Origin of the sequence: Candidatus Sodalis pierantonius str. SOPE (assembly GCF_000517405.1) — a bacterium.
Classification (GTDB): Bacteria; Pseudomonadota; Gammaproteobacteria; order Enterobacterales; family Enterobacteriaceae; genus Sodalis_C; species Sodalis_C pierantonii.
On record NZ_CP006568.1, the window covers coordinates 3319786 to 3344284 of the forward strand.

Here is a 24499-nt window from a genome sequence, read left to right on the forward strand (position 1 = left end):
CCGATGAATCGCGCGCTGTGGTATCGCCGCTTCGGCCATCCCGAAGCGGCCCTGTCACTTGAGACCGCGCCTCTCTCAACGCCCGGCGCCGACCAGGTGCAGGTCATGATGATTGCCGCGCCCATCAACCCCTCCGATGTGATCCCCATTACCGGCGCCTATGCGCACCGGGTCCAGCCGCCGCGGGTCGCGGGCTATGAGGGGCTCGGCCAGGTGGTCGCAACATCAAGCACCTCGCCCTTTCGCCTTGGCCAACGGGTACTGCCGCTGCGGGGTGACGGCACCTGGCAGCAGCGGTTGAACTGCAACGGACAATGGCTGGTGCCGGTGCCGGAAGATATCGCGCTGCGGGGTTATATCAATCCGCTGGCGGCGCAGCTGATGTTGCGCCGCTGGCCGGTGCAGGATCGGCAGATAATATTGACCGCGGCAGGATCGGACTGTGCACGTCTGTTGGAACAATGGGCGCTGGCGGGCGGGGCGGGGCGGGTCATAGGCCTACACCGCGCGCCAGAGCACGCGCCGCGTCTGCGCCGGCTCGGTATACAGCCGCTGACGATGGACCGCCAGGACGAGATCCTCCGGCTGGCGGCGCACAGCAGCCTGGTTTTCGACGCCGTAGGGGGACCGCTGGGCGGCGCACTGCTGGCGGGTCTCCCCCCTGCCGCGACGCTGGTAAGCTACGGTCTGCTCTCGGGGCAACCTGTCCCCGTCACGCCCGGCGGCGCCGTGCCGCAACGGTTCCATTTGCGCGATGCCCTGGCCGGGATGTCCGTCAGCGATTGGCAGAACACCTTCACCGCGCTTTGGCCTTTACTGCGTCGCGCGCAGTTATCGCCGCTGGCGCCCTTTCCGCTAAGGCGCTGTCGCTATTCTACCGGTCCGGCCGCGCCGTCAAGCCTCTCCTGTGTCTGGCGTAGTATCGGCCGGCGCACGGGGTGATGGCATCCGCCTCAGCGCCTCAATAATGCCGCTATCCGCTGCAACTCGTCGGCCAGCAGGCCCAGACTCGGCTTACCGTCCGGCGGTGCGGCGATGGAATGGCGGACCACCAGATGCGTGGGCAGCATCATCGATTGCCCGCGCGCGGCACCACCCTGCGCCAAACGCGCCAGCAGCCGGTTCACCGCCTCCTGCCCTAGCCGGTTGAAATCCTGTGAAACGGTGGTCAACGCCGGCAGGAAATAAGCGCTATCTTCCGTATCGTCATAGCCTATCACCGAGACGTGTTCCGGCACCGCCAGCTGTTGCTGTTGCAGCGCGCTAACCGCGCCGAGGGCCATCTGATCGTTGGCGACCAGCACGGCGGTAAACGCCACCTGCGCCTCGCGCATCGTCACCATACACCGGTAGCCGCTCGCGGCGCTCCAGTCTCCCTGAGCGGTTGCAACCGGTTGCAGACCGTAATGCTCCAGCGCCTGTTGCCAGCTGACCAGCCGCTGGCGCGCGGAAACCGATTCTTGCGGGCCCGCCAGCAGCGCGAAGTCACGGTGACCCAGCCGATAGAGATGGTCGACGCTTGCGCGCGTACCGTCGCCGGGATTAAACATCACGTGGAATACGCCGGCATCCGGCGGGACATCCAGGAACAGGCACAGAAGTTCGGGATTAGCGGCGACGATCTGCGCGGCGCTTTCCGCTTCCAGCGGTAAATTGATAATCACACCCTCCACCCGCTGCGCCTTCAACTCATTGAGGGCGTCCTGTAGCCCGGTTGCGTGCTGCTGGTCGGTCATGGCGATAAGGACATTGTATCCGCACTGGCCGGCGACGCCCTTTATAGCGAAAGCAATTTGCGATGGCGCATGGAAGCCGAGCGAGGCGGTGATGAGTCCAAGGGTGCAGCCCCGCTTACCGGCCAACTGCTGGGCCATCCGGTTAGGCACATAGTTTAACGTTTTGATGGCGTCCTCTACCCGTGCGCGCGTCGCTTCAGCCACGTGCGCCGATCCATTTAACACCCGGGAAACCGTTTGATACGAAACGCCGGCCTGGCGGGCGACATCGTCAAGGGTAGGATTTTTGTGCTTCACGTTATTGTTCCTGTCGCTGACCCACTCAGAGCTTATCATTATTATCTTAACATCATAAATCAATGCGCGAAGAACGCTAAGCGTCAGTAAAAAGTCATACGCTCACACCACCTCACTTTGTGATATAGGTCGCCAATTAAGCCAAAATTATCAGTTTAACTTTGAAAATGATCACTATTACTCCGACACAGGCTTGCGAAAAGCGACTGAAAAGCCGTTAACTGATCACATTATGTGAGCGCATAATATTGCTCATTTTTGTGCAACCACGTCCCCCTTGTCGAGAGTAAGGCGAGTCATGACCCACGTTGTTCATCAACCGCAACCGGCGGCCTCTGCCGCCCTAATAGATGTCCTGGCGCGGCGGGACTGGGAAAACCCGGCGGTCACTCATTACGGCAAACTGCCGTCGCACGCGCCGTTCATGAGTTATCGGGATAAGGACGCCGCGCGCGTTGGCGATGATTCCCCCAGCCACCTGTCGTTGGACGGCGAATGGCAATTCAGCTACTTCCCGCGCCCGGAAGCGGTGCCGGAAAGCTGGTTGACGCCGACGCCCGCGTCATCCAGGTCCCCGGTAACTGGCAGTGGGCCGGCTACGATTGCCCTATCTATACCAACGTTAAATACCCCTTCCCGGTCGATCCGCCGCGTGTACCGGCGCGCAATCCCACCGGATGTTATGCGCGCAGCGTATATTTGCCGGCCGAGTGGCAGGCTTGCGGCCGCACGCGCATTATTTTTCACGGCGTCAGTTCGGCCTTTTATCTCTAGTGCAATGGCCAATGGCTGGGCTACTCCCAGGACAGCCGCCTGCCGGCCGAATTCGATCTGACCGATGCCCTGCGCCCCGGCGCCAATCGGTTGTGCGTGCTGGTATTGCTCTGGAGCGACGGTAGTTATTTAGAAGATCAGGATATGTGGCGTATGAGCGGTATTTTCCGCTCGGTGACCTTATTGCACAAACCCGACGCCACGTTTAGCGATATTCGCCTCGATACCGAGCTGGATGCCCTGTTCAGCCACTGCACGCTAAAGGTGGGCACGTCTATCAGTGCAAGGCCTGAGGTGCTGGCGTCCTATCAAGTACAGGTCGCGCTGTGGTGGCAGGATCACCTTGTCGCCGAGCAGAGCCAGCCGTTGGGCACAGCGCCGGTGGATGAGCGCGGCGGCTATGCCGAGCGGGCATGGCTGCAGGTGCCGGTCGCGGCGCCGCGGCTGTGGAGCGCGGAAGATCCCGCCCTGTACCGCGTGGTCGTGGCGCTCCGTGACGGTGAAGACCATCTGGTGGAGGCGGAAGCCTATGACATAGGGTTCCGTCAGGTTATCGTGCGCAACGGGCTGCTGCAGCTGAACGGCAAACCGCTGCTGATACGCGGCGTCAACCGCCATGAACACCACCCGGCCAACGGCCAGACCATGGATGAGCAGACCATGGTGCAAGACATCTTATTAATGAAGCAGAATAATTTTAATGCCGTGCGTTGCTCGCATTATCCGAACACCCCCCTTTGGTATCGTTTGTGCGATCGCTATGGCCTGTATGTGGTGGACGAAGCCAACATTGAGACGCACGGCATGGAGCCCATGGGCCGGCTGGCGGACGATCCGCTATGGCTCCCCGCTTTTAGCGAGCGGGTCAGCCGGATGGTGCAGTGTAACCGCCACTACGCCAGCATCATTATCTGGTCGTTGGGTAATGAATCGGGTCACGGCGCTACCCACGATGCATTGTATCGTTGGGTCAAGACGCAGGATCCGTCGCGGCCGGTACAATATGAAGGCGGCGGCGCCGGCACCGCCGCCACCGATATTCTCTGCCCGATGTACGCACGGGTGGAGGAGGATTTGCCGATACCGGCGGTGCCGAAATGGGCGATTAAGAAATGGATCGGGATGCCCGGTGAGCAACGTCCGCTGATCCTGTGCGAATATGCCCACGCCATGGGCAACAGCCTCGGCGGCTTTGCCGACTATTGGCGGGCGTTCCGCCAATATCCTCGCCTTCAGGGCGGGTTCATCTGGGACTGGGCCGATCAGGCGCTGGAACGGCAGGATGAGCAGGGCAATACCCATTGGGCCTGCGGCGGCGATTTCGGCGATACGCCTAACGATCGGCAGTTTTGTTTGAATGGCTTGGTGTTTCCCGAACGCATCCCGCTCTGTATGAGGTGAAAAAGCAGCAGCAATTCTTTCAGTTCGCTCTGTTGGACGCCGCCACGCTGCAAATTGCCGTCGAGAGCGAATACCTGTTCCGCACCAGCGATAATGAAACTCTGGCATGGTGGGTGGAGCTGGAGGGGAAACGCCCTGTTGCTCACGCCGCTGACGGACCAATTCATCCGCGCGCCGCTGGACAACGATATTGGCATCGGCGAGGTGGACAGAATCGACCCCAACGCCTGGGTGGAGCGCTGGCGCGCCGCCGGTCTGTTCAACCTTGAGCAGCGCTGCTTTAGCGTGACGGCCGAGCAACTGAGTGACCGAGTGGTGGTACACAGCGAAATGGGCTATTTCCATCGGCAGGCGCTACTACTTGTTAGCCGCTGGCAATTAAGCTTTAGCGCTGACGGCGCCATGGTGACTGATATCGAGGTAGTGCGTTCGTCGCAACTGCCGCCAATGCCCAGAGTCGGCGTCACCTGCCGTATTAACAGTGCAGCGCCGGACATCGGTTGGCTGGGTGACGGCCCGCACGAAAACTATCCCGACCGCCGCACCGCCGCCCGTTTCTCCCGTTGGCGGCGCTCCCTGGCCGAGATGAGTACCCCTTACATTTTCCCCAGCGAAAACGACATGCGCTGCCATACCCGCGAACTCGACGTCGGCCCGCTGCGCGTCACCGGCGACTTTCATTTTTCGGTCAGTCCCTTTGGTACCAAACAGTTGACCGAGACAGGTCATTGGCACCAACTGCGTCCCGAAACCGGCCTCTGGCTCAATTTGGATACCGCGCATATGGGCGTCGGCGGCGATGATTCATGGAGTCCAAGCGTGCACCAGGCCTATTTGCTGACTGCCGAACGCTACCGCTACACCTTGCGCTGGCAGTTGAACTGAGGGGGCTCGACCCCTTTAATCCCCTCGATACCGACCAAACGTGTGGTGACGATGATGAAGACTGCGATGCTGACGACCCGGGAGAAGCATAATTTTATCTACTTTATGCTGTTCTTCTTTTTCTATTATTTCATTATGTCCGCCTATTTCCCGTTTTTTCCCACCTAGCTGGCGGACGTCAATCACCTCAGCAAAACCGAGACCGGTATGGTGTTCTCCTCAATCTCGTTTTTCGCTATCGTGTTTCAATCGTTATTTGGCCTGATCTCCGATAAATTGGGGTTGCGTAAACATCTGCTGTGGAGCATTACCATCGGGCTGATTTTGTTCGCGCCATTTTGCATCTTTGTGCTATCGCCCTTGCTGCAATTCAATATTTACGCCGGCGCGCTGGCGGGGGGATTGTATCTTGGCTTCGTGTTCTCCAGCGGTTCCGGCGCGGTGGAAGCGTTTATCGAGCGCGTCAGCCGTGCTAATCATTTTGAATATGGCCGGGTGCGCCTATCCGGCTACGTGGGTTGGGCCATTTGCGCCTCGTTGACCGGAATATTGTTCAGTATTGATCCCAATATCACTTTCTGGATTGCCTCCGGTTTTGCGGTGATATTGGCACTATTGCTGTTTTTATCGCGTCCTGAAGGCAATATGAATGCGCAGGTGCTGGATCAATTGGGCGCCAACCGACGCGCTTTTTCGCTGAAAATGGGGCTTTGTTGAATAAATCGAACTTTTAGGTGACTGGCGGCTCTGATCACTACATTCGTTTCAACATCAGGTCCCCATGGCAAAGCAAAAGTTTAAAATTACCAACTGGCCCGCATATAACAATGCGCTCAGGCAGAGGGGGGACCTGACAGTATGGCTTGATGAGTCAGCCATTGCTGCATGGACTGAGAGTACACCACCTGAACATCGTGGCCGGCCGCTTCACTACACCGATATGGCCATTACCACGGTTCTGATGATAAAGCGCGTGTTTAACCTTTCGCTCCGGGCGTTACAGGGTTTCGTTGACTCGATTTTTAAACTGATGGAGCTGTCGCTGCGCTGCCCAGATTACTCTCTGGTCAGCCGGCGAGCAAAAACCGTCGACATCAGCATAAAAACGCCAACCCGCGGCGAAATCTCACACCTGGTCATCGATGGCACCGGCCTGAAAGTCTTCAGCGAAGGCGAATGGAAAGTCAGGCAGCATGGGGCTGAGAGGCGCAGAGTATGGCGCAAGCTTCATCTGGCAGTAGATAGCGTGACACATGAAATTATCTGTGCCGATTTATCGCTAAGCGGTACGACAGATGCGCAGGCGCTGCCCGGGCTGATTAACCAAACCCACCGGAAAATCAGGGAAGCGTCGGCTGACAGTGCTTACGATACGCGTTACTGTCATAATGCTCTGCTGAGGAAAAAAATAAAGCCGCTTATTCCACCGCGAAGTGGTGCGCAATATTGGCCAGCTCGATACCATGAGCGTAACCATGCGGTGGCAAATCAGCATCTGAGCGGCAATAACGATACCTGGAAAAAGAAAGTAGGTTATCACCGGCGTTCACTGGCTGAAACGGCCATGTTCCGGTTTAAAACACTTCTGGGTGGTCATCTGAGTCTGCATGACTATGACGCGCAGGTAGGTGAGGCAATGGCAATGGTTAAAGCACTTAATCGGATCACACTGTTAGGAATGCCAAGCAGCGTCCGCATCATGTAACAATCGCCCTGATAGGAAGGAAGTCGTCACAAATTTCGGATTTATTCAACAAAGCGCCCGCAAGCCGTTACCGGCAATGCAGTGGCAAACGGGAACCAGCGGGCGCTTTCCCCCTGCTCCTGCCGCCCGATGGTCCTCACTCCGCGTCCTTGTGCCCTTACGCGGCGGCCAGCGCCGATGCCGTGATTTTACCCTCCACAGGGGCTAAACCGTATCAAGGGTTCACCATTGACAGGGCGAAGGTTTTGCCGATAACGTCATGGCTTTGGCTTTATAATCGGGAGGCTCCCACTATGGATAACCGCGCTGTGACCCTCCGCGCCCTCGCCCCTGGCGATAAGGATGACTGGAAATTCCTGTGGCGTCGCTATCTTAGTTTTTATTCCACTATTCGCGACGATGCGTTCTACGAACACACTTTTGCGCGCCTGACGGATAACGCCTACCCTAGCATGTGTGGCTTCGTCGCCGAACGCGGCGGTCATTTGGTGGGCATCGCCAACTGCATCTTGCACGATCACGGCTGGTATCAGCCGGCGATGCTCTATTTGCAGGATCTGTACGTGGACGATCATGTGCGCGGTCAAGGCATTGGCCGACGCCTCATTGAAGAGGTTTACCGCTATGCCGATCGGGAGGCGCTGGCTGACGTATACTGGATGACGCAAAGCGACAATCTTCAGGCCATGCGTCTTTACGATAAGATCGCCCGTAAAACCAATTTCATAAAATATCAGCGTTAGAGAAAGGAGCGGGGTCAAGATGATGAAGCAACCTACCGTCGCGGTGCTCGGATTGGGCGCCATGGATCACGCTTTTGCCGCCAATTTACTCAAACGAGGCCTGGCGACGCGCGTATGGAACCGTACTCAGTCGCGGGGAGCAGATTTGGCAGACTTAGGCGCAATCCTCTGCGCAAGTCCGGCTGACGCGGCGCGCGAGGCCGATGTGGTGCTGACCATGCTGCCGGACGGTCCCACGACGCGTACCGTGCTGTTGGGCTCAGAGGGGGCGCTGGCGGCCATGAAGCCGAAGGCGGTGCTGGCTCAGATGGGGACCCTGGGCGTAGAAGCCACGGAGGCGCTCATCGCGGCGGTCGGTCAGGCGCGCGAAGACATTGTGTTTATTGCTGCGCCGGTCTCAGGCACTAAAGCGCCGGCGGAAAATGCCCAGGTGTTGGTTTTGGCGAGCGGCGACCGCCAGGCGGAGGCGGCCGTGGAACCGGTGTTTGCCGCCATCGCCAAATGCGCCCGCTGGCCGGGGCCGGCAGCCGAATGAAACTGGTGGTCAACGCCTGGCTCATTGCCATGATGGAAGGCCTGGCGGAAAGCGCGCAGCTGGCGGCGGCGTTGGGGTTCACTCCCGACGATCTCTGAGGCGTCCTGGAAGGCGGTCCGCTGGCGACACCCTATGTCAAGGGCAAGCTGGATATGGCGATAGCGATATTTCGGTTGTCTATCGTTACCTGCATCCTTGAACGCGCTAGAGCCGACGCAAGCACCGACCATAAGTCAGGTGCTTGCTGACTATTCTATGAATAAATAATAATTATCACTATTTATTAACTACATTATGATTAATCCACATGCAATAAAACAATTCCCCGTCCGGCTTCGCCCTACGGGACCCTGTACACGATTCTGTGTAAATGCCTTTTCTCAGAAGTGACCGTCCAGGCGGTCACCGAACTCGATAATACAGCGGCTCATTGCCATGCGCCAGTCCCTCAAAGGCATTGTCCATTTCTGTGAGGCCGCCTGTATCGCCAGCCACACCACCTTTTTCACTGCGTCGTCGGTCGGGAACACCTTGCGCTTTTTGATGGCATGCCGGATCACGCTGTTTAACGACTCGATGGCGTTGGTCGTGTAGATCACCTTGCGGATGTCCGTTGGGTAAGCAAAGAACGTGGCCAGATTGGCCCAGTTTGCCTGCCAGCTTCGACTTATTTGCGGGTAGCGGATGTCCCAGGCACTGGAGAACGCTTCCAGCGCCTGCAAGCCGACTTCTTCCGTAGGGGCCTGATAGATAGCTTTCAGGTCGCGGGTGACGGCCTTGTAGTCCTTCCAGGAGACGAACCGCAGGCTGTTGCGCACCATATGCACGATACACAGCTGGAGCCGCGCCTCCGGATACACCGCGTTAATAGCGTCAGGGAAACCTTTCAGCCCGTCTACGCAGGCGATAAGGATATCGTTGAGCCTGTTTAGAAAGTTGTGTATTTGCCTGATTTTGATATGTTCAATCCAACATCAAAAACAGGTTAATTTATGGACGAAAAACAGTTGCAGGCTCTGGCTAACGAACTGGCCAAAAATCTCAAAACCCCTGAAGATCTCAGTCACTTCGATCGGCTGCTGAAAAAAATTAGCGTCGAAGCAGCTCTCAATGCCGAAATGACCCATCACCTCGGCTACGATAAAAATCAGCCTAAACCGGGGACCAACGCCCGCAACGGCTATTCCACAAAAACCGTTACCACTGGCGATGGCCCGCTGGCGCTGCGTACTCCGCGCGATCGTGACGGTTCCTTTGAACCGCAACTGGTGAAGAAGAACCAGACCCGGATTACCGGGATGGATAACCAGATTTTATCGTTGTACGCCAAAGGGATGACCACCCGCGAGATCGCCGCCGCGTTCAAAGAGCTGTATGACGCCGATGTCTCGCCGGCGCTGGTCTCAAAAGTCACCGATGCGGTCATGGAGCAGGTTGTCGAATGGCAAAACCGGCCTCTGGATGCAGTCTATCCCATTGTTTATCTTGACTGTATCGTTCTAAAAGTCCGGCAGGACAGCCGCATCATCAACAAATCTGTGTTCCTGGCGCTGGGCATCAACATCGAAGGCCAGAAAGAGTTGCTAGGTATGTGGCTGGCCGAAAATGAAGGCGCAAAGTTCTGGCTGAACGTGCTGACAGAGCTGAAAAACCGCGGCCTGAACGATATCCTTATCGCCTGCGTAGACGGGCTGAAAGGTTTCCCTGACGCTATTAACGCGGTGTATCCGGAGGCGCGGCTCCAGCTGTGTATCGTACATATGGTGCGCAACAGCTTGCGGTTCGTCTCCTGGAAGGACTACAAGGCCGTCACCCGCGACCTGAAAGCTATCTATCAGGCCCCTACGGAAGAAGCCGGCTTGCAGGCGCTGGAAGCGTTCTCCAGTGCCTGGGACATCCGCTACCCGCAAATAAGTCGAAGCTGGCAGGCAAACTGGGCCAATCTGGCCACGTTCTTTGCCTACCCAACGGACATCCGCAAGGTGATCTACACGACCAACGCCATCGAGTCGTTAAACAGCATGATCCGGCATGCCATCAAAAAGCACAAGGTGTTCCCGACCGACGACGCAGTGAAAAAGGTGGTGTGGCTGGCGATACAGGCGGCCTCACAGAAATGGACAATGCCTTTGAGGGACTGGCGCATGGCAATGAGCCGCTGTATTATCGAGTTCGGTGACCGCCTGGACGGTCACTTCTGAGAAAAGGCATTTACACAGAATCGTGTACAGGGTCATATCGTTCAGGCCGCGGTTTTTCAGCTCTGTCAGCACGTTCAGCCAGAACTTTGCGCCTTCGTTTTCGGCCAGCCACATACCTAGCAACTCTTTCTGGCCTTCGATGTTGATGCCCAGCGCCAGGAACACAGATTTGTTGATGATGCGGCTGTTGCAGATTCCGACGTATCCGATCAGCTGTTCCGGCGACATCCGATCAGTTATTCCGATATTTTCCGATCACCCATTCCAGTGATATTCGTTCACGTGTTCGCTCATCTTCTGACTCGGGTTTAGTCTATTTTTCCTGTGCTGGCTACTCCTTGCTCTTTGCGTAGTGATTCGCCTTTAAGTTCCAGTCTATAGCTGGGGTGTACTAACCGATCGAGTAACGCGTCAGCTGTCGTGGGGTTTTCTATCAGTCCATACCATTTTTTCACCGGCAGTTGACTGATCAGGATGCTGCTGCTTTTGTCGTAGCGATCTTCCATCACCTCCAACAGCATCGTTGCCTGCATCGGACTTATTGATTCTAGGCCCACGTCGTCCAAGATCAGTAACTCTATTTTTTCTAACTGCTTAAGCTGTTTTAGATAGGTCCCGTCTACCTGACACTGGTGAAGATGGGCCAGCAACCGACCCACTCGCCAGTAACGCACGCTATATTGCTGCCGGCATGCCTGCTCACCAAGCGCACAACTGAGCCAGGTTTTGCCCGTACCTGTTGGCCCCGTGATGAGTATGCTTTTCTGATATTTCAGATATTGTCCCCCTAGCAGATCTCGCATCTGTTCCGGTGTCACTCCTCGGCTAGGGATATAGCGGATATCTTCCGGTTTTGCCTGCAAGCGCATTTGAGATTGCCGTCGCAGACGGTATATGTGATTGTTTTTTCTATGCAAATTTTCCGCTTCTACCATCAGCGACAACCGCTCCTCGAACCCCAGCTCCCCATAACTCCCCGGGAGTTCGCGTTGCGTCTCCAACGCCTGGACCATTGCCGACAACTTCAGCTCTCGCAGAGCCATTAACAGTGTATCCATATTTATTCTCCTTAGTGATAACTGTCCGGACCTCGGAGGTTTTCGTGAACCAGCATTGATACGCCGGCTCCGTCCTGGGTGACCTCACTTTCACGACCGTGTTTCAATACGTTGGCTATGAAAGAGCGGTTAATGCACCCTTTCTCCAACGCCAGCGCGCAGGCCTTCTCCAGTCGCGTCGTCTCATAGCGCCGTTGCAGATTGAGTAGCCCCAGCACGGAGCGGTAAGCCTGCTCCGGATGGGCTTTGCTCTTTTGGATGGACTCGACCACTTTCAGTGTGCACACACCCACCGACAGCGCCCAACTGCACAGCCTTTCCGGCGTCCACTGACTCTGCCCCTTATGGTTAGCCGGCATGTGCGCCGCCTGAGTCGTGTGCCTATAGGCGTTATCGCTGCGAGGGTGCGTAGCCACGCAGACGCCCTTATGGTGGATTTGCACCAGCCGTTGGGTGGCGATGACGTCAACGCGCTCGCCAACCAGCGGATGCGGCACCGAGTACCAGTTTTTGCCGTAGTCTATGTGGTAATCAGGTCCCACTCGGGCAACGAGATACTCACTGTATTCCCATTGTGTGGGCGGTAGAGGCCCAAGAGCCGGTTTGTCCAGCTGCTCGAAGCGTTCAAGGCGACTTTGTCCGCCGTAATGACGCATCGGGCGCAAATTCAACTCATGATTGAGTTCTCGTATCACCTGGTTGAGTTCGGCCAGCGAGTAGAACCTACGTTTACGCAACCGGGCCAAAACCCAGCGTTCTACCAGCTGCACAGTTGATTCTGACTTCGCCTTGTCTTTCGGTTTTCTCGGGCGCGCCGGTAGCACCACTGTCTCATAGTGATTTGCCAGCGCCTGGTAGCTCTGGTTTATGACCGGCTCATAGCGGTCAGGGGTGCTGACAGCGCTGCGCAGATTATCAGGTATCATCAGCTCCGGAACCCCACCCATGAAGTGCAGGCAGCGGCTATTGGCGTTGAGCCACAATGCCATGTCCTGGCCTTCGCAGGCTTCGATATACGCATAGCCTGACACGCCCATGGCAGCGACGAAGATAGCGACCTGGCGTACGCTACCGGTCGCAGGGTTGACGATAGGTACGGTGGGGCCACAGAAGTCGATGAAGAGCTTTTCGCCAGCCTTGTGCTCCATGCGCATGGAACGCCGCTGCTTCTTTTTCCAGTCACGGAACAGTGCACAAAACTGTGAGTAACCGAGGGCATCACCGCCCACGGCGGACTGATATTCCATCCAGAGCAGCTGCTTGGTCATGCCCTTGCGGCTTAACTCGGTATCGATATCAAGCCAGCTGGGTAAGGTATTGATAACTTTTCCGGATTTGCCGGGATAGAGCAGGCGGTCGAGGTCGACGGGGGACAGTTCCGCCGGCAATGGCCAGACCAGGTTAGCTACCGTGAATCGGCCGAGGATATCGTGCACGGTAGTACAGCCTATGCCGAGCGCTGCTGCGATAGTGCGATTCGAGCGACGCTGCTCGAATTTCATACGTAAGACATTAATATAGATGCACATTTCCGTTCTCGCTTTCTTCTTTTTACGTGCCATGCCATGCCCCCGGAAGCTAAAAGTCTCCAGAGTATGGCGGAACAGAAGATGAGCGATCGGACAGAATCGGAATCGCTGATCGGGCGACCGGAATCAGTGATCGGATGAAATCAGAATTAGTGATCGGGTGAAATCGGAATCAGTGATCGGATGTGACCGGAACCAGCAGCTGTCCTGCCGGACTTTTAGAACGATACAGTCAAGATAAACAATGGGATAGACTGCATCCAGAGGCCGGTTTTGCCATTCGACAACCTGCTCCATGACCGCATCGGTGACCTTTGAGACCAGCGCCGGCGAGACATCGGCGTCATACAGCTCTTTGAACGCGGCGGCGATCTCGCGGGTGGTCATCCCTTTGGCGTACAACGATAAAATCTGATTATCCATCCCGGTAATCCGGGTCTGGTTCTTCTTCACCAGTTGCGGTTCAAAGGAACCGTCACGATCACGCGGAGTACGCAGCGCCAGCGGGCCATCGCCAGTGGTAACGGTTTTTGTGGAATAGCCGTTGCGGGCGTTGGTCCCCGGTTTAGGCTGATTTTTATCGTAGCCGAGGTGATGGGTCATTTCGGCATTGAGAGCTGCTTCGACGCTGATTTTTTTCAGCAGCCGATCGAAGTGACTGAGATCTTCAGGGGTTTTGAGATTTTTGGCCAGTTCGTTAGCCAGAGCCTGCAACTGTTTTTCGTCCATAAATTAACCTGCTTTTGATGTTGGATTGAACATATCAAAATCAGGCAAATACACAAATTTCTAAACAGGCTCTAACGTGATTGCGGTGTCGCGTGAAGGCGGCTTTGCCTATATCCCCACGCTGACGAGTCCGCAGCGCTTCGTGCTGGCGGATATGCCGCCGCCCGAGCGCGAACGATTATGCGACCTCATCACTCGCGCCGCACCGCTGGCGCAACCGCCCCGCGGCGTAAACGCTCCGGGACGCGGCGACCAGCGTTATTTTCGTATTCAGCTCTTTTATCGCAACGGCGGAGAAGCCAGCGCCGCCGCCCTGGAATTGCTGGTGCCGGAACAAAGCGCACCGCCTGAACTCCAGGCGTTATGGCGCCAGCGACAGTTGGACAACGACGGGTCATCGACAGCGCGATGACCGTATCAGCGGGGGACAAGCGACAGCGTCACCCGCTTTTTGGCGATCAAACCGTCGCCATGAGGGCAAAAATAATCCACCGCGCCGCAGGCTTTGAGTATCTCCAGCGGCTGCCCGCAATCGGGGCAACGCGCCTGCTCACGGTAATCCTGCCCGCAGGCGGGACAGTGCAGCCCATCGCCCCGCGCCACCAGCGCTTGTTGGCAGACCTCACATTGCGCCATGCTTCCCCCGCTTATTTGTTTTTCTTGATATGGCTCATTAACCGTTTACGTTTACGCAGCTGCGTTGGCGTCAGGGTGTTACGCCGGCCGGCAAAGGGGTTGGCGGCCTCGTTGAACTGAATACGGATGGGCGTGCCCATAATCTCCAGCGAGCGGCGGAAATAGTTCATCAGATAACGTTTATAGCTGTCCGGCAGATCTTTAACCTGCGTGCCGTGGATCACCACGATCGGCGGATTATAACCGCCGGCATGGGCATACTTAGGTTTTACGCGCCGTCCGCGCACCAGCGGCGGTTGATGTTCATCCACCGCCATGCGCATGATGCGCGTCAGTAATGCCGTGCTCACCCGCTTGGTGGCGCATTGGTAAGCTTCATTTACCGACTCGAACAGGTTGCCGACGCCGCTGCCGTGCAGGGCCGAAATGAAATGAACCCGGGCGAAATCGATAAAGCCCAGACGGTGATCCAGTGCTTGTTTCACGTCGTCGCGCGTTTCGCTGGACAGGCCATCCCATTTATTGACCGCGATCACCAGCGACCGCCCGCTGTTGAGAATAAAGCCCAGCAGCGATAAATCCTGATCGGAGATACCTTCACGGGCGTCAATGACCAGCAACACCACATTGGCATCTTCGATAGCCTGCAGGGTTTTGATGACGGAAAATTTTTCCACCGTTTCCGTGACTTTACCGCGCTTGCGCACGCCAGCGGTGTCGATCAAGACATATTCCCGCTCGTCACGCACCATCGGAATATAAATGCTGTCACGGGTGGTGCCGGGCATATCGTACACCACTACGCGCTCTTCGCCGAGAATGCGGTTGGTCAGCGTGGATTTACCGACGTTGGGACGGCCGACGATCGCCAGCTTTATCGGCAGCGACTGCGGGTCAAAGGGCTCTTCCTCTTCTTCCTGCGCCAGCGCCTCGGCTTCATCGTCCGGCCAGGGTTCAAACTCGTCCTCGTCGTCCGCATCGTCCACCGGCAGGCCGTCGCTTACCAGCGGCAGCAGAACTTGCTCCAGCAGGCTGTTGATACCGCGCCCATGCGAGGCGGCGATAGGTACGATGTCGCCCATGCCCAGGGCATAAAAATCGCCTACGGCGCTGTCGGCATCGATGCCGTCGGTTTTATTGGCGACGATGACCGTGGTTTTCTGGCGGCTGCGCAGATGTTTGGCGATACCTTGGTCGGCCGCCATCAGCCCGGCGCGTCCGTCCACCATAAACAGCACGATATCGGCCTCTTCAATCGCTACCAGCGATTGCCCGGCCATATAGGTCTCGACCCCTTCTTCCGTGCCATCAATACCGCCGGTGTCGATAACGATAAATTCATGGCCTTCCCATTCGGCACGACCATACTTGCGGTCACGCGTCAGCCCCGGAAAATCCGCCACCAGCGCATCACGGGTGCGCGTCAGTCGATTGAATAGAGTGGATTTTCCTACATTCGGGCGCCCGACCAGCGCGACGACAGGTATCATTATTACAACCTCATCAGGTAAAAAACGGGTAATACAGCAACAGGACTGATTATATAAGACAAAACGGCTCCTGAATATGTCAGGAGCCGTTGCGGGAAGCGTCTATCCGGCTACCGGCGCCGGATGATAGCACGCCTTAGCGGGTAATGGCGTAAACCTCGCCATTTTTCGCCTGCACGATAAGTTTATCGCCGGCAACGATAGGAGCCGCCAGTAGGCCGGCGCTGTCCACTTTTTGCTGTGCGACAAACCGGCCGTCATCGGTATTGATCCAATACAGGTAGCCTTCCGAGTCGCCGGTAACGATATAGCCGTTATACAGCACCGGGGAGGTCAAATTACGGTGCAGCAGGTCGCTCTGGCGCCAGAGGGTCACGCCGCCCTGGGTATCCACCGCAATCACCCGATCGTTCTGGTCCACCAGATAGATTCGTCCGCCGTCCACCAGCAGATTGGTGACGGAGCCAATTTCCCGCGACCACATTACCTGGCCGGAGCGCAGATCCAGCGCCGCGAGGTTGCCGTTATAGGCCAGAGCGTAGACGACGCCGTTGACCACGACCGGGGTCGTTTGCACATCGTTGATACGAACGATTTCCGTGGCGCCGCTCGGCTGCGAGATGCGCTGCTGCCAAATCAGCTGGCCCTGATTGATCATCACCGCGCTGACGCGGCCGTTATCGCCGCCCACGATCGCGGCGCCAAACGCCGTGGTCGGCGCGGATTCGCCGCGCAGCGTCAACGGCGGCACATCGAGGTTAACGGTCCATTTCACCGCGCCGTCGGCCTCATTAAGCGCCTGTAGCATGCCGTTGCTGGTATGCACCAGCACCACGCCATCGCTCACCACCGGCGTGGACAGCGCTTCGCCGGCAACCATCGTCTCCCAGGCGAGGCTGCCATCCTGTGCGTCGAGGGCGTAGACTTTAGCCAGCTCGCTGCCCACGTAGACCCGATCCCCTGCCGCCGTTACGCCACCGGAGAGCTGCGCCGGACGGTTGCGCGATAAGAAGCCGGTGCGGATGGAAAGATCCGTTGACCAGATTTCTTTACCGCTGTCCGCATCCAGCGCTTTCACCACGCCTCGACGATCGGCCGCGAACACGCGGGCATCCTGCCAGGCCGGGTGCAAATTGGAATAGAAATCGCCGGAGCCGCCGCCGACCAAGCGGCTCCATACCGTCGTCGGCTGAAACTGATTGTCCACTTTGGGCAGCGGCGACATGGTCACCACGTCCTCTTCGCCGCTGAACCACGCGCACCCGCTGAGCAGGGTGACCGATAACAGTCCTACAAACATCCTCTTACGCAATTGCATGGGGTCCCTCTCAGCTGGACAGATTATTCAGTTTCATGCGCACCAGCGCCTGCGGCGCGCCGGACTGCAGCGCTTTTTCGTAGGCGGCGCGCGCGGCCTGATGATCGCCTTTAACCACCTGCGCATCGCCGCGGGTATCCTCCGCCAGCGCCGTCCAGCCCTTCTCCTTCACGCCGTCGAGGGTTTTCAATGCGCCATCCACATTGTTCTGCTGCAGCTGCACGCGCGCCAAACGCAGATTAATGATCGATTGCAGATTGGCCTCGCGGGTTTGGCCAAGCGCCTTTTGCAGGTGCGTTTGGGCGGCGGCGAAATCGCCTCGCTCCGCGTATTGCCGCGCCAGCCCCAGGGAGGTCAGCGCGCCATAATTATTGTCGTTAGCGTCGGCAAAATGCTGGGCAGCGTCCAACTGCGGCTGGCCGGCCTGACCGGCAAGACCGGTGTTTACCGGCTGCCAGGCGCTGGATGCCGCCGTCATGGCGTCGTTGTGATGATTATGCCAGTAACGCCAGCCCACCAGAGCGCCAACGCCTAACACGACGCCTATCGCCAGCGCTTTGCCATTATCGACAAAGAAACGACGCAGCGCCTCGCGCTGTTCATTATCAGTGCTGTAGACTTCCACGGTGTCCTTCTCCTTAACCTAAAATCGATGCCAGCCGCGCGGCGACATCGCTCTGCGCCAGCGTTTTCTGGTTACCCGTGGCCAAATCCTTCACCACCACCTGCTGCGCCGCCGCCTCGCTTTCTCCCAGCACCAGCGCGACGTGGGCACCGTGCTTATCGGCGCGACCAAACTGTTTTTTAAAGCTGCCGCCGCCGTAATTGGTCATCAGCCGCAGGGAAGGCAGCGCGTCACGCAGCTGCTCCGCCAGCCGCAGCGCCTCGCGCTGCACGCCGTCCCCCGCCGCCACCAGATAGGCGTCGACACGCGGCGCGGCGGCAAAATCCGGGTTAACCGCCTGCACCAGCAGCACCAGCCGCTCCAGCCCCATGGCGAAGCCGACGGCGGGGGTGGGGCGACCGCCCAACTGTTCCACCAGCCCATCGTAACGGCCGCCGCCGCAAACGGTACCCTGCGAACCCAAGCGGGTGGTCACCCACTCGAAAACCGTCCGGTTATAGTAATCCAGACCGCGCACTAAACGCGGATTAACCGTATATGGGATGCCGGCCAGGTCTAAAAGTTCACACAGACCGGAAAAGTGGCTGCGGGAATCGTCGTCGAGATAATCGATCATGACCGGCGCATCGTTGAGCAGCGCCTGAATATCGGGGTTTTTGGTGTCCAGCACCCGCATCGGATTGGTGTGCATACGGCGGCGGCAATCCTCGTCCAGGCGGTCTTCATGCCGCCCGAGAAACGCCACCAGCGCCTCGCGATACCGGGCGCGCGCTTCCAGAGACCCGATGGAGTTCAGCTCCAGCGCCACATGCTCGCTGATGCCCAGCGCCCGCCACCAGCGGGCGGTAAGCAGAATCAGCTCGGCGTCGACGTCCGGCCCCTGCTGACCAAACACTTCGGCGCCCATTTGGTGAAACTGCCGGTAGCGCCCTTTTTGCGGACGCTCGTAGCGGAACATGGGACCGACATACCACAACCGCTGTTCCTGATTGTACAGCAGCCCGTGTTCAATCCCGGCGCGCACGCAGCCTGCGGTCCCTTCCGGACGCAGGGTCAGACTGTCGCCGTTGCGATCGGCGAAGCTGTACATCTCTTTTTCCACCACATCGGTGACTTCACCGATGGCCCGCTGGAACAGCGGGGTCTGCTCGACGATCGGCAGGCGGATTTCATTGTAGCCGTAGCTGGCCAGCACGCTCTTAAGCGTTCCTTCAACGCGCTGCCAGAATGCCGTCTCTTCCGGCAAATAGTCGTTCATACCGCGAATGGCCTGGATGTTCTTTGCCATGTCGAATCTCTACCCGTGTTATTTTTCTATCAGATTGACCGCGATGCGATTATTCTCGTCCAACATCGCCGCTTTCGCGCGAATGCGGGCCTCTAATTGGTCGATCATCAGTTCGTTATCGAAACGCTCGCGCTGGCGAACGCCGTCTTCGTAAAAGCCGCTTTTGTTATGGCCGCCGGTCACCCCCAGCGTGGAAACCAGCGCTTCGCCGGGACCGTTCACCACACAGCCGATGATAGAGACATCCATCGGCGTAACGATGTCCTCCAGGCGCTGTTCCAGGGCGTTGACGGTGCCGATAACGTCAAATTCCTGGCGCGAACAGGTCGGGCAGGCGATAAAATTGATACCGCGCGCGCGAATTCGCAGCGATTTCAAAATGTCGAAACCGACCTTCACTTCCTCCACCGGATCCGCCGCCAGCGAAATGCGCAGCGTGTCGCCAATGCCCTCACTGAGAAGCAGCCCCAGGCCAATAGCCGATTTCACCGCCCCGCTGCGGGCGCCGCCGGCCTCGGTGATGCCCAGATGCAGCGGCTGATCGATGCGCGACGCCAGCAGGCGGTAGGATTGCACCGCCAGAAACACATCGGAGGCTTTCACGCTGACCTTGAACGCGTCGAAATTGAGTCGGTCGAGGATATCCACATGGCGCATAGCGGACTCCAGCAGCGCCTCCGGCGTGGGCTCGCCATATTTTTCCTGCAAATCGCGCTCAAGGGAACCGGCGTTGACACCGATGCGGATCGGAATATTGTTATCGCGCGCGCAATCCACCACTGAACGGATGCGCCCTTCGTTGCCAATGTTGCCGGGATTGATGCGCAAGCAGTCGACGCCATATTCGGCAACTTTCAGTGCGATGCGATAGTCAAAATGGATGTCCGCCACCAGCGGCACCGCGACCTGCTGCTTGATAAGTTTGAACGCTTCGGCGGCGTCCATGGTGGGCACCGACACGCGCACAATATCAACACCGACGCGCTCCAGCGCCTGTATTTGCTGCACCGTCGCCGCAACATCGGTGGTGCGCGTGTTGGTCATTGACTGCACCGCGATGGGGGCGCCGTCACCTACCGGCACCTTGCCGACGTAAATACGTTTCGATTTTCGACGGATTATGGGTGCGGAATTATGCATTGATCTTTCTCCAACCTTGCCGACTGGCTTTACTCTTTACTTACTGGGCGGCTACGGTCAGTCGCGCAACTTGATTTGATCGGATGAACCGGCTCAAATCCACCGGTTTGCCTTGATATTGAACCTGCACCGCGGCCGGGGCGCCGATTTTCAATTTGTACGGCGCCTGGCCGGTAAGATTCAGCGTGGCGCCGCTGTGCTGAATACCGCTGAACAGTTTCTTACCGCCGGCGTCAAACACCTCGAGCCAGCAATCGCCGGTGAAATTCATCACCAGCGCATTGCCGTCTGCGTCTGCGGCGCCGGCCTCCGGCGCGGCGGGCGTAGCCGCTACGGCCGCGCTCTGCGGTGAGGAGGGACTGACCACCGCCGGCGCCGGCGAGGCACCCCCGGTCTGGCCGGCGATGTCGGGGGTGGACGGCGTTGCGGCGGCGGGAGCAGCCGGCGGCTGGCCGACGCCGTCAGCGCCGTCGCCAAGGGGGACCGCGGTCGCATCATCCCCCTGGGATAGCTGGGCAGAGGATTGATCGGCCATGTTCGCGATGTCCTGCTGCTGAGCCTGATGGTTCTGCCACCACCAGGCGCCCGTCAGACCAATCACCACAAACAGGATAAGCCAGGTGAACCCCATCAGCCAGCCGTCGCGTTTCTTGCGAGTTTTGCCCAGCGAGAAACTCTGCATCGGCGCGACCTTAGAGGCTTTTATCGGCGCCTGCTTGGCCATCATCGGCATCAGTTCTTCTTCAGAAATATGCACCAGGCGCGCATAAGAGCGGATATAACCGCGCAAGAACGTCGAGGCAAGGTTGGGATTGGCGTGATCGTCTTCGATATCACGCACGGTAGACACCTTCAGGCACAGCCGATCGGCCACCGCCTGCTGGCTTAATCCCATATTTTCGCGGGCTTGACGCAGGCGTCCACCCGTGGTGGTTGGTGCTTGATCTTGAAGAGCTTCAGTATTCATTAGCTAAAAATTGCTGGTACTGTTCGGATTGTGGAAAACTTCGCGCAAGCCGTGCGCCATAACGTTGCACGTCATCGGGCCGATTGGCTAACGCAGCGAAACGAATCTGTAACCATAAACTTTCGGCGCTGGCCGGAAGCACATGTTGGTAAACATCCAATAGCCGCTGCGCTCTGTCAGGCCGACCCGCCGTTAATTGCCGGTTCGCTTCAGACACCAGCGCCACGCCCTTTTCAGGATCATACTTCAGCGCGCGCATCAGCAAACTCCGCGCCTGCGCGTCGTCCCCGGCCTTGAAAAAGCAGTAACCGGCGCTCTCCAGACTATCGGCAACCTCACCGTAATCCGCCGATTGCGCGGCGGCGGCAAACTTCTGTTGCGCCGGTACATACTGCCCTAAACCACATAAAAACGCACCGTAATTATTCAGAACTTCGCTATTTTGCGGCGACAATTTCAGGGCCAGCTGATAGCGATTCTCCGCGGCGGCGGTTTCCCCTACCCACTGTTCATACTGCGCCATCCCTAACTGGGTGCGGTAATCGCCCGGCGCGGCCTTCACCGCCATCGACAGATTCTGCCAGGCGGCGTCCAGATTACCCGCCGCCAGATAGACCATCCCCAGTTGCAAACGGGTCGGGGCAGACTGCGGCGTCGCCTGCGGCAACGGCGCGTCGTTCCGTGCTTGCCGATTATCGCCGGCGCAACCGCCCAGCAGGGCAATCATGACGGCCAGTCCACCCATCCGAATCAGCTTCATGCCGGTTCCCGTATCAGTATCGCTACATCCGTTAACCAGGGTCAAAATCAGCGCCAGCGACGACAATCAGACCGCCTTCACCTCAATCGGTTCGCCGTTCAAGCGTTTACACAACGTCCGCTTGGTACGGTCGATCACCTCTCCCGCCAGCTGTCCACAGGCGGCGTCAATATCGTCACCGCGCGTCTTACGCACGATGGTGGTGAACCCGTACCCCATCAGCACCTTGGCGAAACGCTCCACCCTGCTGTTGGAGCTGCGGCCATAGGGGGCGCCGGGGAACGGGTTCCAGGGAATAAGGTTAATCTTGCACGGCGTATCTTTCAAACATGCCGCCAGTTGATGCGCATGCTCGGTGCCGTCATTAATGTGGTCGAGCATGACATACTCCACCGTCACGCGCCCCTGATTGGCGTTGGATTTGTCCAGATAGCGGCGTACCGCCGACAAAAAAGTATCGATGTTGTACTTGCGGTTAATCGGCACAATTTCGTCGCGAATCGTATCGTTCGGCGCGTGAAGCGAAATCGCCAGCGCTACGTCTATCATATCGCCGAGCTTCTCGAGCGCCGGCACCACGCCCGACGTCGACAGCGTGACACGGCGCTTGGACAGCCCGAAACCGAAATCGTCCAGCATGATCTCCATCGCCGGCACCACGTTGGTGAGGTTCAGCAGCGGCTCGCCCATGCCCATCATGACCACGTTGGTGATAGGACGCTGGCCGGTGACCTTGGCCGCGCGCCAAACCTGGCCGATAATTTCCGACACCCGCAAATTGCGGTTAAAACCCTGCTGCGCGGTGGAGCAAAAGGTACACTGCAGCGCACAACCCACCTGGGAGGAAACGCACAGCGTGGCGCGGTCGTCCTCGGGGATGTAGACCGTCTCCACCTGCTGGTCGCCGACCTTGATGGCCCATTTGATGGTACCGTCGGCGGAGCGCTGCTCCTCGGCGACTTCCGGCGCGCGGATTTCCGCTAGCGCTTTCAGCCTGGCGCGCAAATGCTTGTTGATGTTCGTCATCTGATCGAAATCATCGCAGCAATAGTGATAGATCCATTTCATCACCTGATCGGCGCGAAAAGGTTTCTCCCCCAGCAACGAGAAAAATTCGCGCAGCTGCTGGCGGTTCATATCAAGCAGGTTCAATTTCTGCTGGGCCGCGGGCGCGGGAGAAGCGGACATTGCCGCCACGGGTGAGCGTTCAGATACCATTTGTTCAGACATCATTTTGTTGCAGGCCTCGTTATTACACGTTATGGCGCGAAATACATAAAGAAATGCCCCGGCCGAGTGCGGACTACCACCTCATCCGGGGCGCATTGGAGACTGATTTTAGCGCAGAGCTGCCTGGCTTGAAAGGTGAAGCAGCCCTTTTTTCGCCGTTGTGCGGCGACGATTAGCGAATACGGGCGCAAACTTCGCCGTCGGCGAAGAAATAAGCGATTTCGCGTGCGGCGGATTCAGCGGAATCCGAACCGTGTACCGCGTTTTCGGTAAAGCCATCGGCATAGTCGGCGCGTAGCGTGCCGGCCAGCGCATTGGCGGGATTGGTGGCGCCCATGATTTCACGATTGCGGCGCACGGCGTCTTCCCCTTCGAGCACCTGCACCAGGATCGGGCCGGAAATCATAAAATCCACCAGGCTGTCGAAGAAAGGCTTGCCTTTATGCTCGGCGTAGAATCCCTCGGCCTGCTCACGGGTGAGCTGGAGCATTTTGGCGCCGACCACGGTCAGTCCGGTGCTTTCAAAGCGCTGGATAATGGCACCGATGACGTTTTTGGCCACGGCGTTCGGCTTGATGATGGAAAAGGTGCGTTCAATGGTCATGAGAACCTCTAGGTGGTTTTTGTTATGGCCGCGCTAATTCGCTGTTACGTCGGCCGGTGCAAGTGGCGCAGATTATAGGGGCGCGTGCAGCGCTCCGCTACCCTTAAAAATAACATTTAATTAAAAATAACGCCCCCACGTCGACAATGGCGCCTCCAGCGTTCCCCACGCCGCTTTTTCGCCCGCCCTGACCCGGCCGCCGCCGTCTGTGCCTTGAAGCCAACGGCAAAAAAGCCGACAATGCCCGGCAATGCGATGGCGCCGGCACAGTGTCCGACGCACGCCGAGACGGAGCCTATGATGACCCAATCGTTATTCGTTAGCCAGCAGTGGCTACAGCAACATCTCGATGACCCCCAGGTGCGTATTCTGGACGCACGCATGCTGCCGCCCGGGTATCAGGGGCCGCGCGATATCGTCGCGGAATTTCGCGCGGGCCATCTGCCCGGCGCGGTGTTTTTCGATATCGAGGCCCTGTCCGATAGCGCCTCTTCCCTGCCCCATATGCTGACTTCGCCGGCGCAGTTCGCGCGCGATATGGGCGCACTCGGCGTTAGCGACACCCAGCATTGCGTGATTTATGACGACGGTTCGCTGTTCTCAGCGCCGCGCGCCTGGTGGATGTTCCAGAGCAGCGGCGTCCGGTAGGTGTCGCTGCTAGCGGGGGGCCTCGACGCCTGGTCGCGCGCCGGACATCAGCCTGTATGACGGTTCGTAGAGCGAATGGTGCGCACGCGACGATACGCCTATCGCCGCGGCCGTGGCGATGGCCTTTAGCCGAAAGAGGACAGCGGCGCGGGGCTGCGGGAGGCGGCGCGGGAGGCCAATCCCGCCACCGTGCGCGGCCG

The 24499-nt window shown here is 58.1% G+C and carries 18 protein-coding genes and 7 pseudogenes; 9 read left to right on the forward strand and 16 right to left on the reverse strand.

Annotated features, from left to right (window positions below; genetic code table 11):
• Positions 1-3 precede the first annotated feature (3 nt).
• Positions 4-942, forward strand: coding sequence for a zinc-dependent alcohol dehydrogenase family protein (locus tag SOPEG_RS16700; protein ID WP_051419841.1), 939 nt, complete (start codon positions 4-6; stop codon positions 940-942).
• Between the two features lie 11 nt (positions 943-953).
• On the opposite strand, the gene SOPEG_RS16705 is transcribed toward SOPEG_RS16700, so the two are convergent.
• Positions 954-2033 carry a LacI family DNA-binding transcriptional regulator gene (locus SOPEG_RS16705; protein WP_025246205.1) on the reverse strand — a complete coding sequence of 360 codons (1080 nt, stop codon included), beginning with the start codon at positions 2031-2033 and terminating at the stop codon, positions 954-956.
• A gap of 298 nt (positions 2034-2331) precedes the next feature.
• Here SOPEG_RS16705 and SOPEG_RS16710 point away from each other — a divergent pair.
• From SOPEG_RS16710 to SOPEG_RS16730, 5 genes and pseudogenes are all read left to right on the forward strand, one after another.
• Positions 2332-5093 (forward strand): annotated as a pseudogene (locus SOPEG_RS16710) (glycoside hydrolase family 2 TIM barrel-domain containing protein).
• Between the two features lie 54 nt (positions 5094-5147).
• A pseudogene (locus tag SOPEG_RS16715) lies at positions 5148-5810 on the forward strand (oligosaccharide MFS transporter).
• Positions 5811-5874: 64 nt separating this feature from the next.
• Positions 5875-6798 carry an IS5 family transposase gene (locus tag SOPEG_RS16720; RefSeq protein ID WP_038468971.1) on the forward strand — a complete coding sequence of 308 codons (924 nt, stop codon included), beginning with the start codon at positions 5875-5877 and terminating at the stop codon, positions 6796-6798.
• A 293-nt stretch (positions 6799-7091) separates the two neighbouring features.
• Positions 7092-7541: a GNAT family N-acetyltransferase gene (locus SOPEG_RS16725; protein WP_025246206.1), complete on the forward strand. Its 450-nt coding sequence runs from the start codon at positions 7092-7094 to the stop codon at positions 7539-7541.
• Between the two features lie 22 nt (positions 7542-7563).
• Positions 7564-8171 (forward strand): annotated as a pseudogene (locus SOPEG_RS16730) (NAD(P)-dependent oxidoreductase); the annotation flags it as partial.
• 285 nt (positions 8172-8456) lie between these two features.
• Here the strand turns inward: SOPEG_RS16730 and SOPEG_RS16735 are convergent.
• Positions 8457-8999: pseudogene (locus SOPEG_RS16735) on the reverse strand (IS256 family transposase); the annotation flags it as partial.
• Positions 9000-9068: 69 nt separating this feature from the next.
• Between SOPEG_RS16735 and SOPEG_RS16740 the strand changes: the two are divergent.
• Entirely contained in the window at positions 9069-10277 is a 1209-nt protein-coding gene (locus tag SOPEG_RS16740) for an IS256-like element ISSoEn2 family transposase (RefSeq protein WP_025246208.1), read from the forward strand.
• A 27-nt stretch (positions 10278-10304) separates the two neighbouring features.
• Here the strand turns inward: SOPEG_RS16740 and SOPEG_RS27795 are convergent.
• The 4 genes and pseudogenes from SOPEG_RS27795 to SOPEG_RS16755 all read right to left on the reverse strand — a co-directional run.
• A pseudogene (locus SOPEG_RS27795) lies at positions 10305-10466 on the reverse strand (transposase); the annotation flags it as partial.
• 119 nt (positions 10467-10585) lie between these two features.
• Positions 10586-11335 carry an IS21-like element ISSoEn3 family helper ATPase IstB gene (istB, locus tag SOPEG_RS16745; RefSeq protein ID WP_025246209.1) on the reverse strand — a complete coding sequence of 250 codons (750 nt, stop codon included), beginning with the start codon at positions 11333-11335 and terminating at the stop codon, positions 10586-10588.
• A gap of 11 nt (positions 11336-11346) precedes the next feature.
• Positions 11347-12897, reverse strand: a complete 1551-nt coding sequence (gene istA / locus SOPEG_RS16750) for an IS21-like element ISSoEn3 family transposase (RefSeq protein ID WP_081743040.1) — start codon at positions 12895-12897, stop codon at positions 11347-11349.
• Positions 12898-13065: 168 nt separating this feature from the next.
• A pseudogene (locus SOPEG_RS16755) lies at positions 13066-13593 on the reverse strand (IS256-like element ISSoEn2 family transposase); the annotation flags it as partial.
• Between the two features lie 76 nt (positions 13594-13669).
• On the opposite strand from SOPEG_RS16755, the gene SOPEG_RS16760 reads away from it, so the two are divergent.
• Positions 13670-14005: a protealysin inhibitor emfourin gene (locus SOPEG_RS16760; protein WP_025246212.1), complete on the forward strand. Its 336-nt coding sequence runs from the start codon at positions 13670-13672 to the stop codon at positions 14003-14005.
• A 5-nt stretch (positions 14006-14010) separates the two neighbouring features.
• On the opposite strand, the gene SOPEG_RS16765 is transcribed toward SOPEG_RS16760, so the two are convergent.
• The 10 genes from SOPEG_RS16765 to ndk all read right to left on the reverse strand — a co-directional run bounded on the left by SOPEG_RS16765 (position 14011) and on the right by ndk (position 23651).
• Positions 14011-14229 (reverse strand): zinc ribbon domain-containing protein, encoded by a 219-nt coding sequence (locus SOPEG_RS16765; protein WP_025246213.1) that lies wholly within the window; start codon positions 14227-14229, stop codon positions 14011-14013.
• An 11-nt stretch (positions 14230-14240) separates the two neighbouring features.
• A complete protein-coding gene (der, locus tag SOPEG_RS16770; protein ID WP_025246214.1) occupies positions 14241-15719 on the reverse strand; it encodes a ribosome biogenesis GTPase Der in 1479 nt (492 codons plus the stop codon).
• A gap of 136 nt (positions 15720-15855) precedes the next feature.
• Entirely contained in the window at positions 15856-17037 is a 1182-nt protein-coding gene (bamB, locus tag SOPEG_RS16775; protein ID WP_025246215.1) for an outer membrane protein assembly factor BamB, read from the reverse strand.
• Between the two features lie 10 nt (positions 17038-17047).
• Entirely contained in the window at positions 17048-17662 is a 615-nt protein-coding gene (locus SOPEG_RS16780; RefSeq protein WP_025246216.1) for a YfgM family protein, read from the reverse strand.
• A 13-nt stretch (positions 17663-17675) separates the two neighbouring features.
• On the reverse strand, positions 17676-18950 hold the full coding sequence (gene hisS / locus SOPEG_RS16785; RefSeq protein WP_025246217.1) for a histidine--tRNA ligase: 1275 nt from the start codon (positions 18948-18950) through the stop codon (positions 17676-17678).
• Between the two features lie 18 nt (positions 18951-18968).
• Positions 18969-20090, reverse strand: a complete 1122-nt coding sequence (gene ispG / locus SOPEG_RS16790; protein ID WP_025246218.1) for a flavodoxin-dependent (E)-4-hydroxy-3-methylbut-2-enyl-diphosphate synthase — start codon at positions 20088-20090, stop codon at positions 18969-18971.
• Between the two features lie 40 nt (positions 20091-20130).
• Positions 20131-21057 carry a cytoskeleton protein RodZ gene (rodZ, locus tag SOPEG_RS16795; protein WP_025246219.1) on the reverse strand — a complete coding sequence of 309 codons (927 nt, stop codon included), beginning with the start codon at positions 21055-21057 and terminating at the stop codon, positions 20131-20133.
• Positions 21047-21817 carry a type IV pilus biogenesis/stability protein PilW gene (gene pilW / locus SOPEG_RS16800; protein WP_025246220.1) on the reverse strand — a complete coding sequence of 257 codons (771 nt, stop codon included), beginning with the start codon at positions 21815-21817 and terminating at the stop codon, positions 21047-21049. The genes rodZ and pilW overlap by 11 nt, the downstream gene beginning before the upstream one ends.
• Positions 21818-21883: 66 nt before the next feature.
• The gene (gene rlmN / locus SOPEG_RS16805) at positions 21884-23047 is read right to left on the reverse strand and encodes a dual-specificity RNA methyltransferase RlmN (RefSeq protein WP_025246221.1); all 1164 of its coding nucleotides are present in this window, start codon (positions 23045-23047) and stop codon (positions 21884-21886) included.
• A gap of 172 nt (positions 23048-23219) precedes the next feature.
• Positions 23220-23651 carry a nucleoside-diphosphate kinase gene (ndk, locus tag SOPEG_RS16810; protein ID WP_025246222.1) on the reverse strand — a complete coding sequence of 144 codons (432 nt, stop codon included), beginning with the start codon at positions 23649-23651 and terminating at the stop codon, positions 23220-23222.
• A 300-nt stretch (positions 23652-23951) separates the two neighbouring features.
• On the opposite strand from ndk, the pseudogene SOPEG_RS16815 reads away from it, so the two are divergent.
• Positions 23952-24296 (forward strand): annotated as a pseudogene (locus tag SOPEG_RS16815) (rhodanese-like domain-containing protein); the annotation flags it as partial.
• Between the last annotated feature and the right edge of the window lie 203 nt (positions 24297-24499).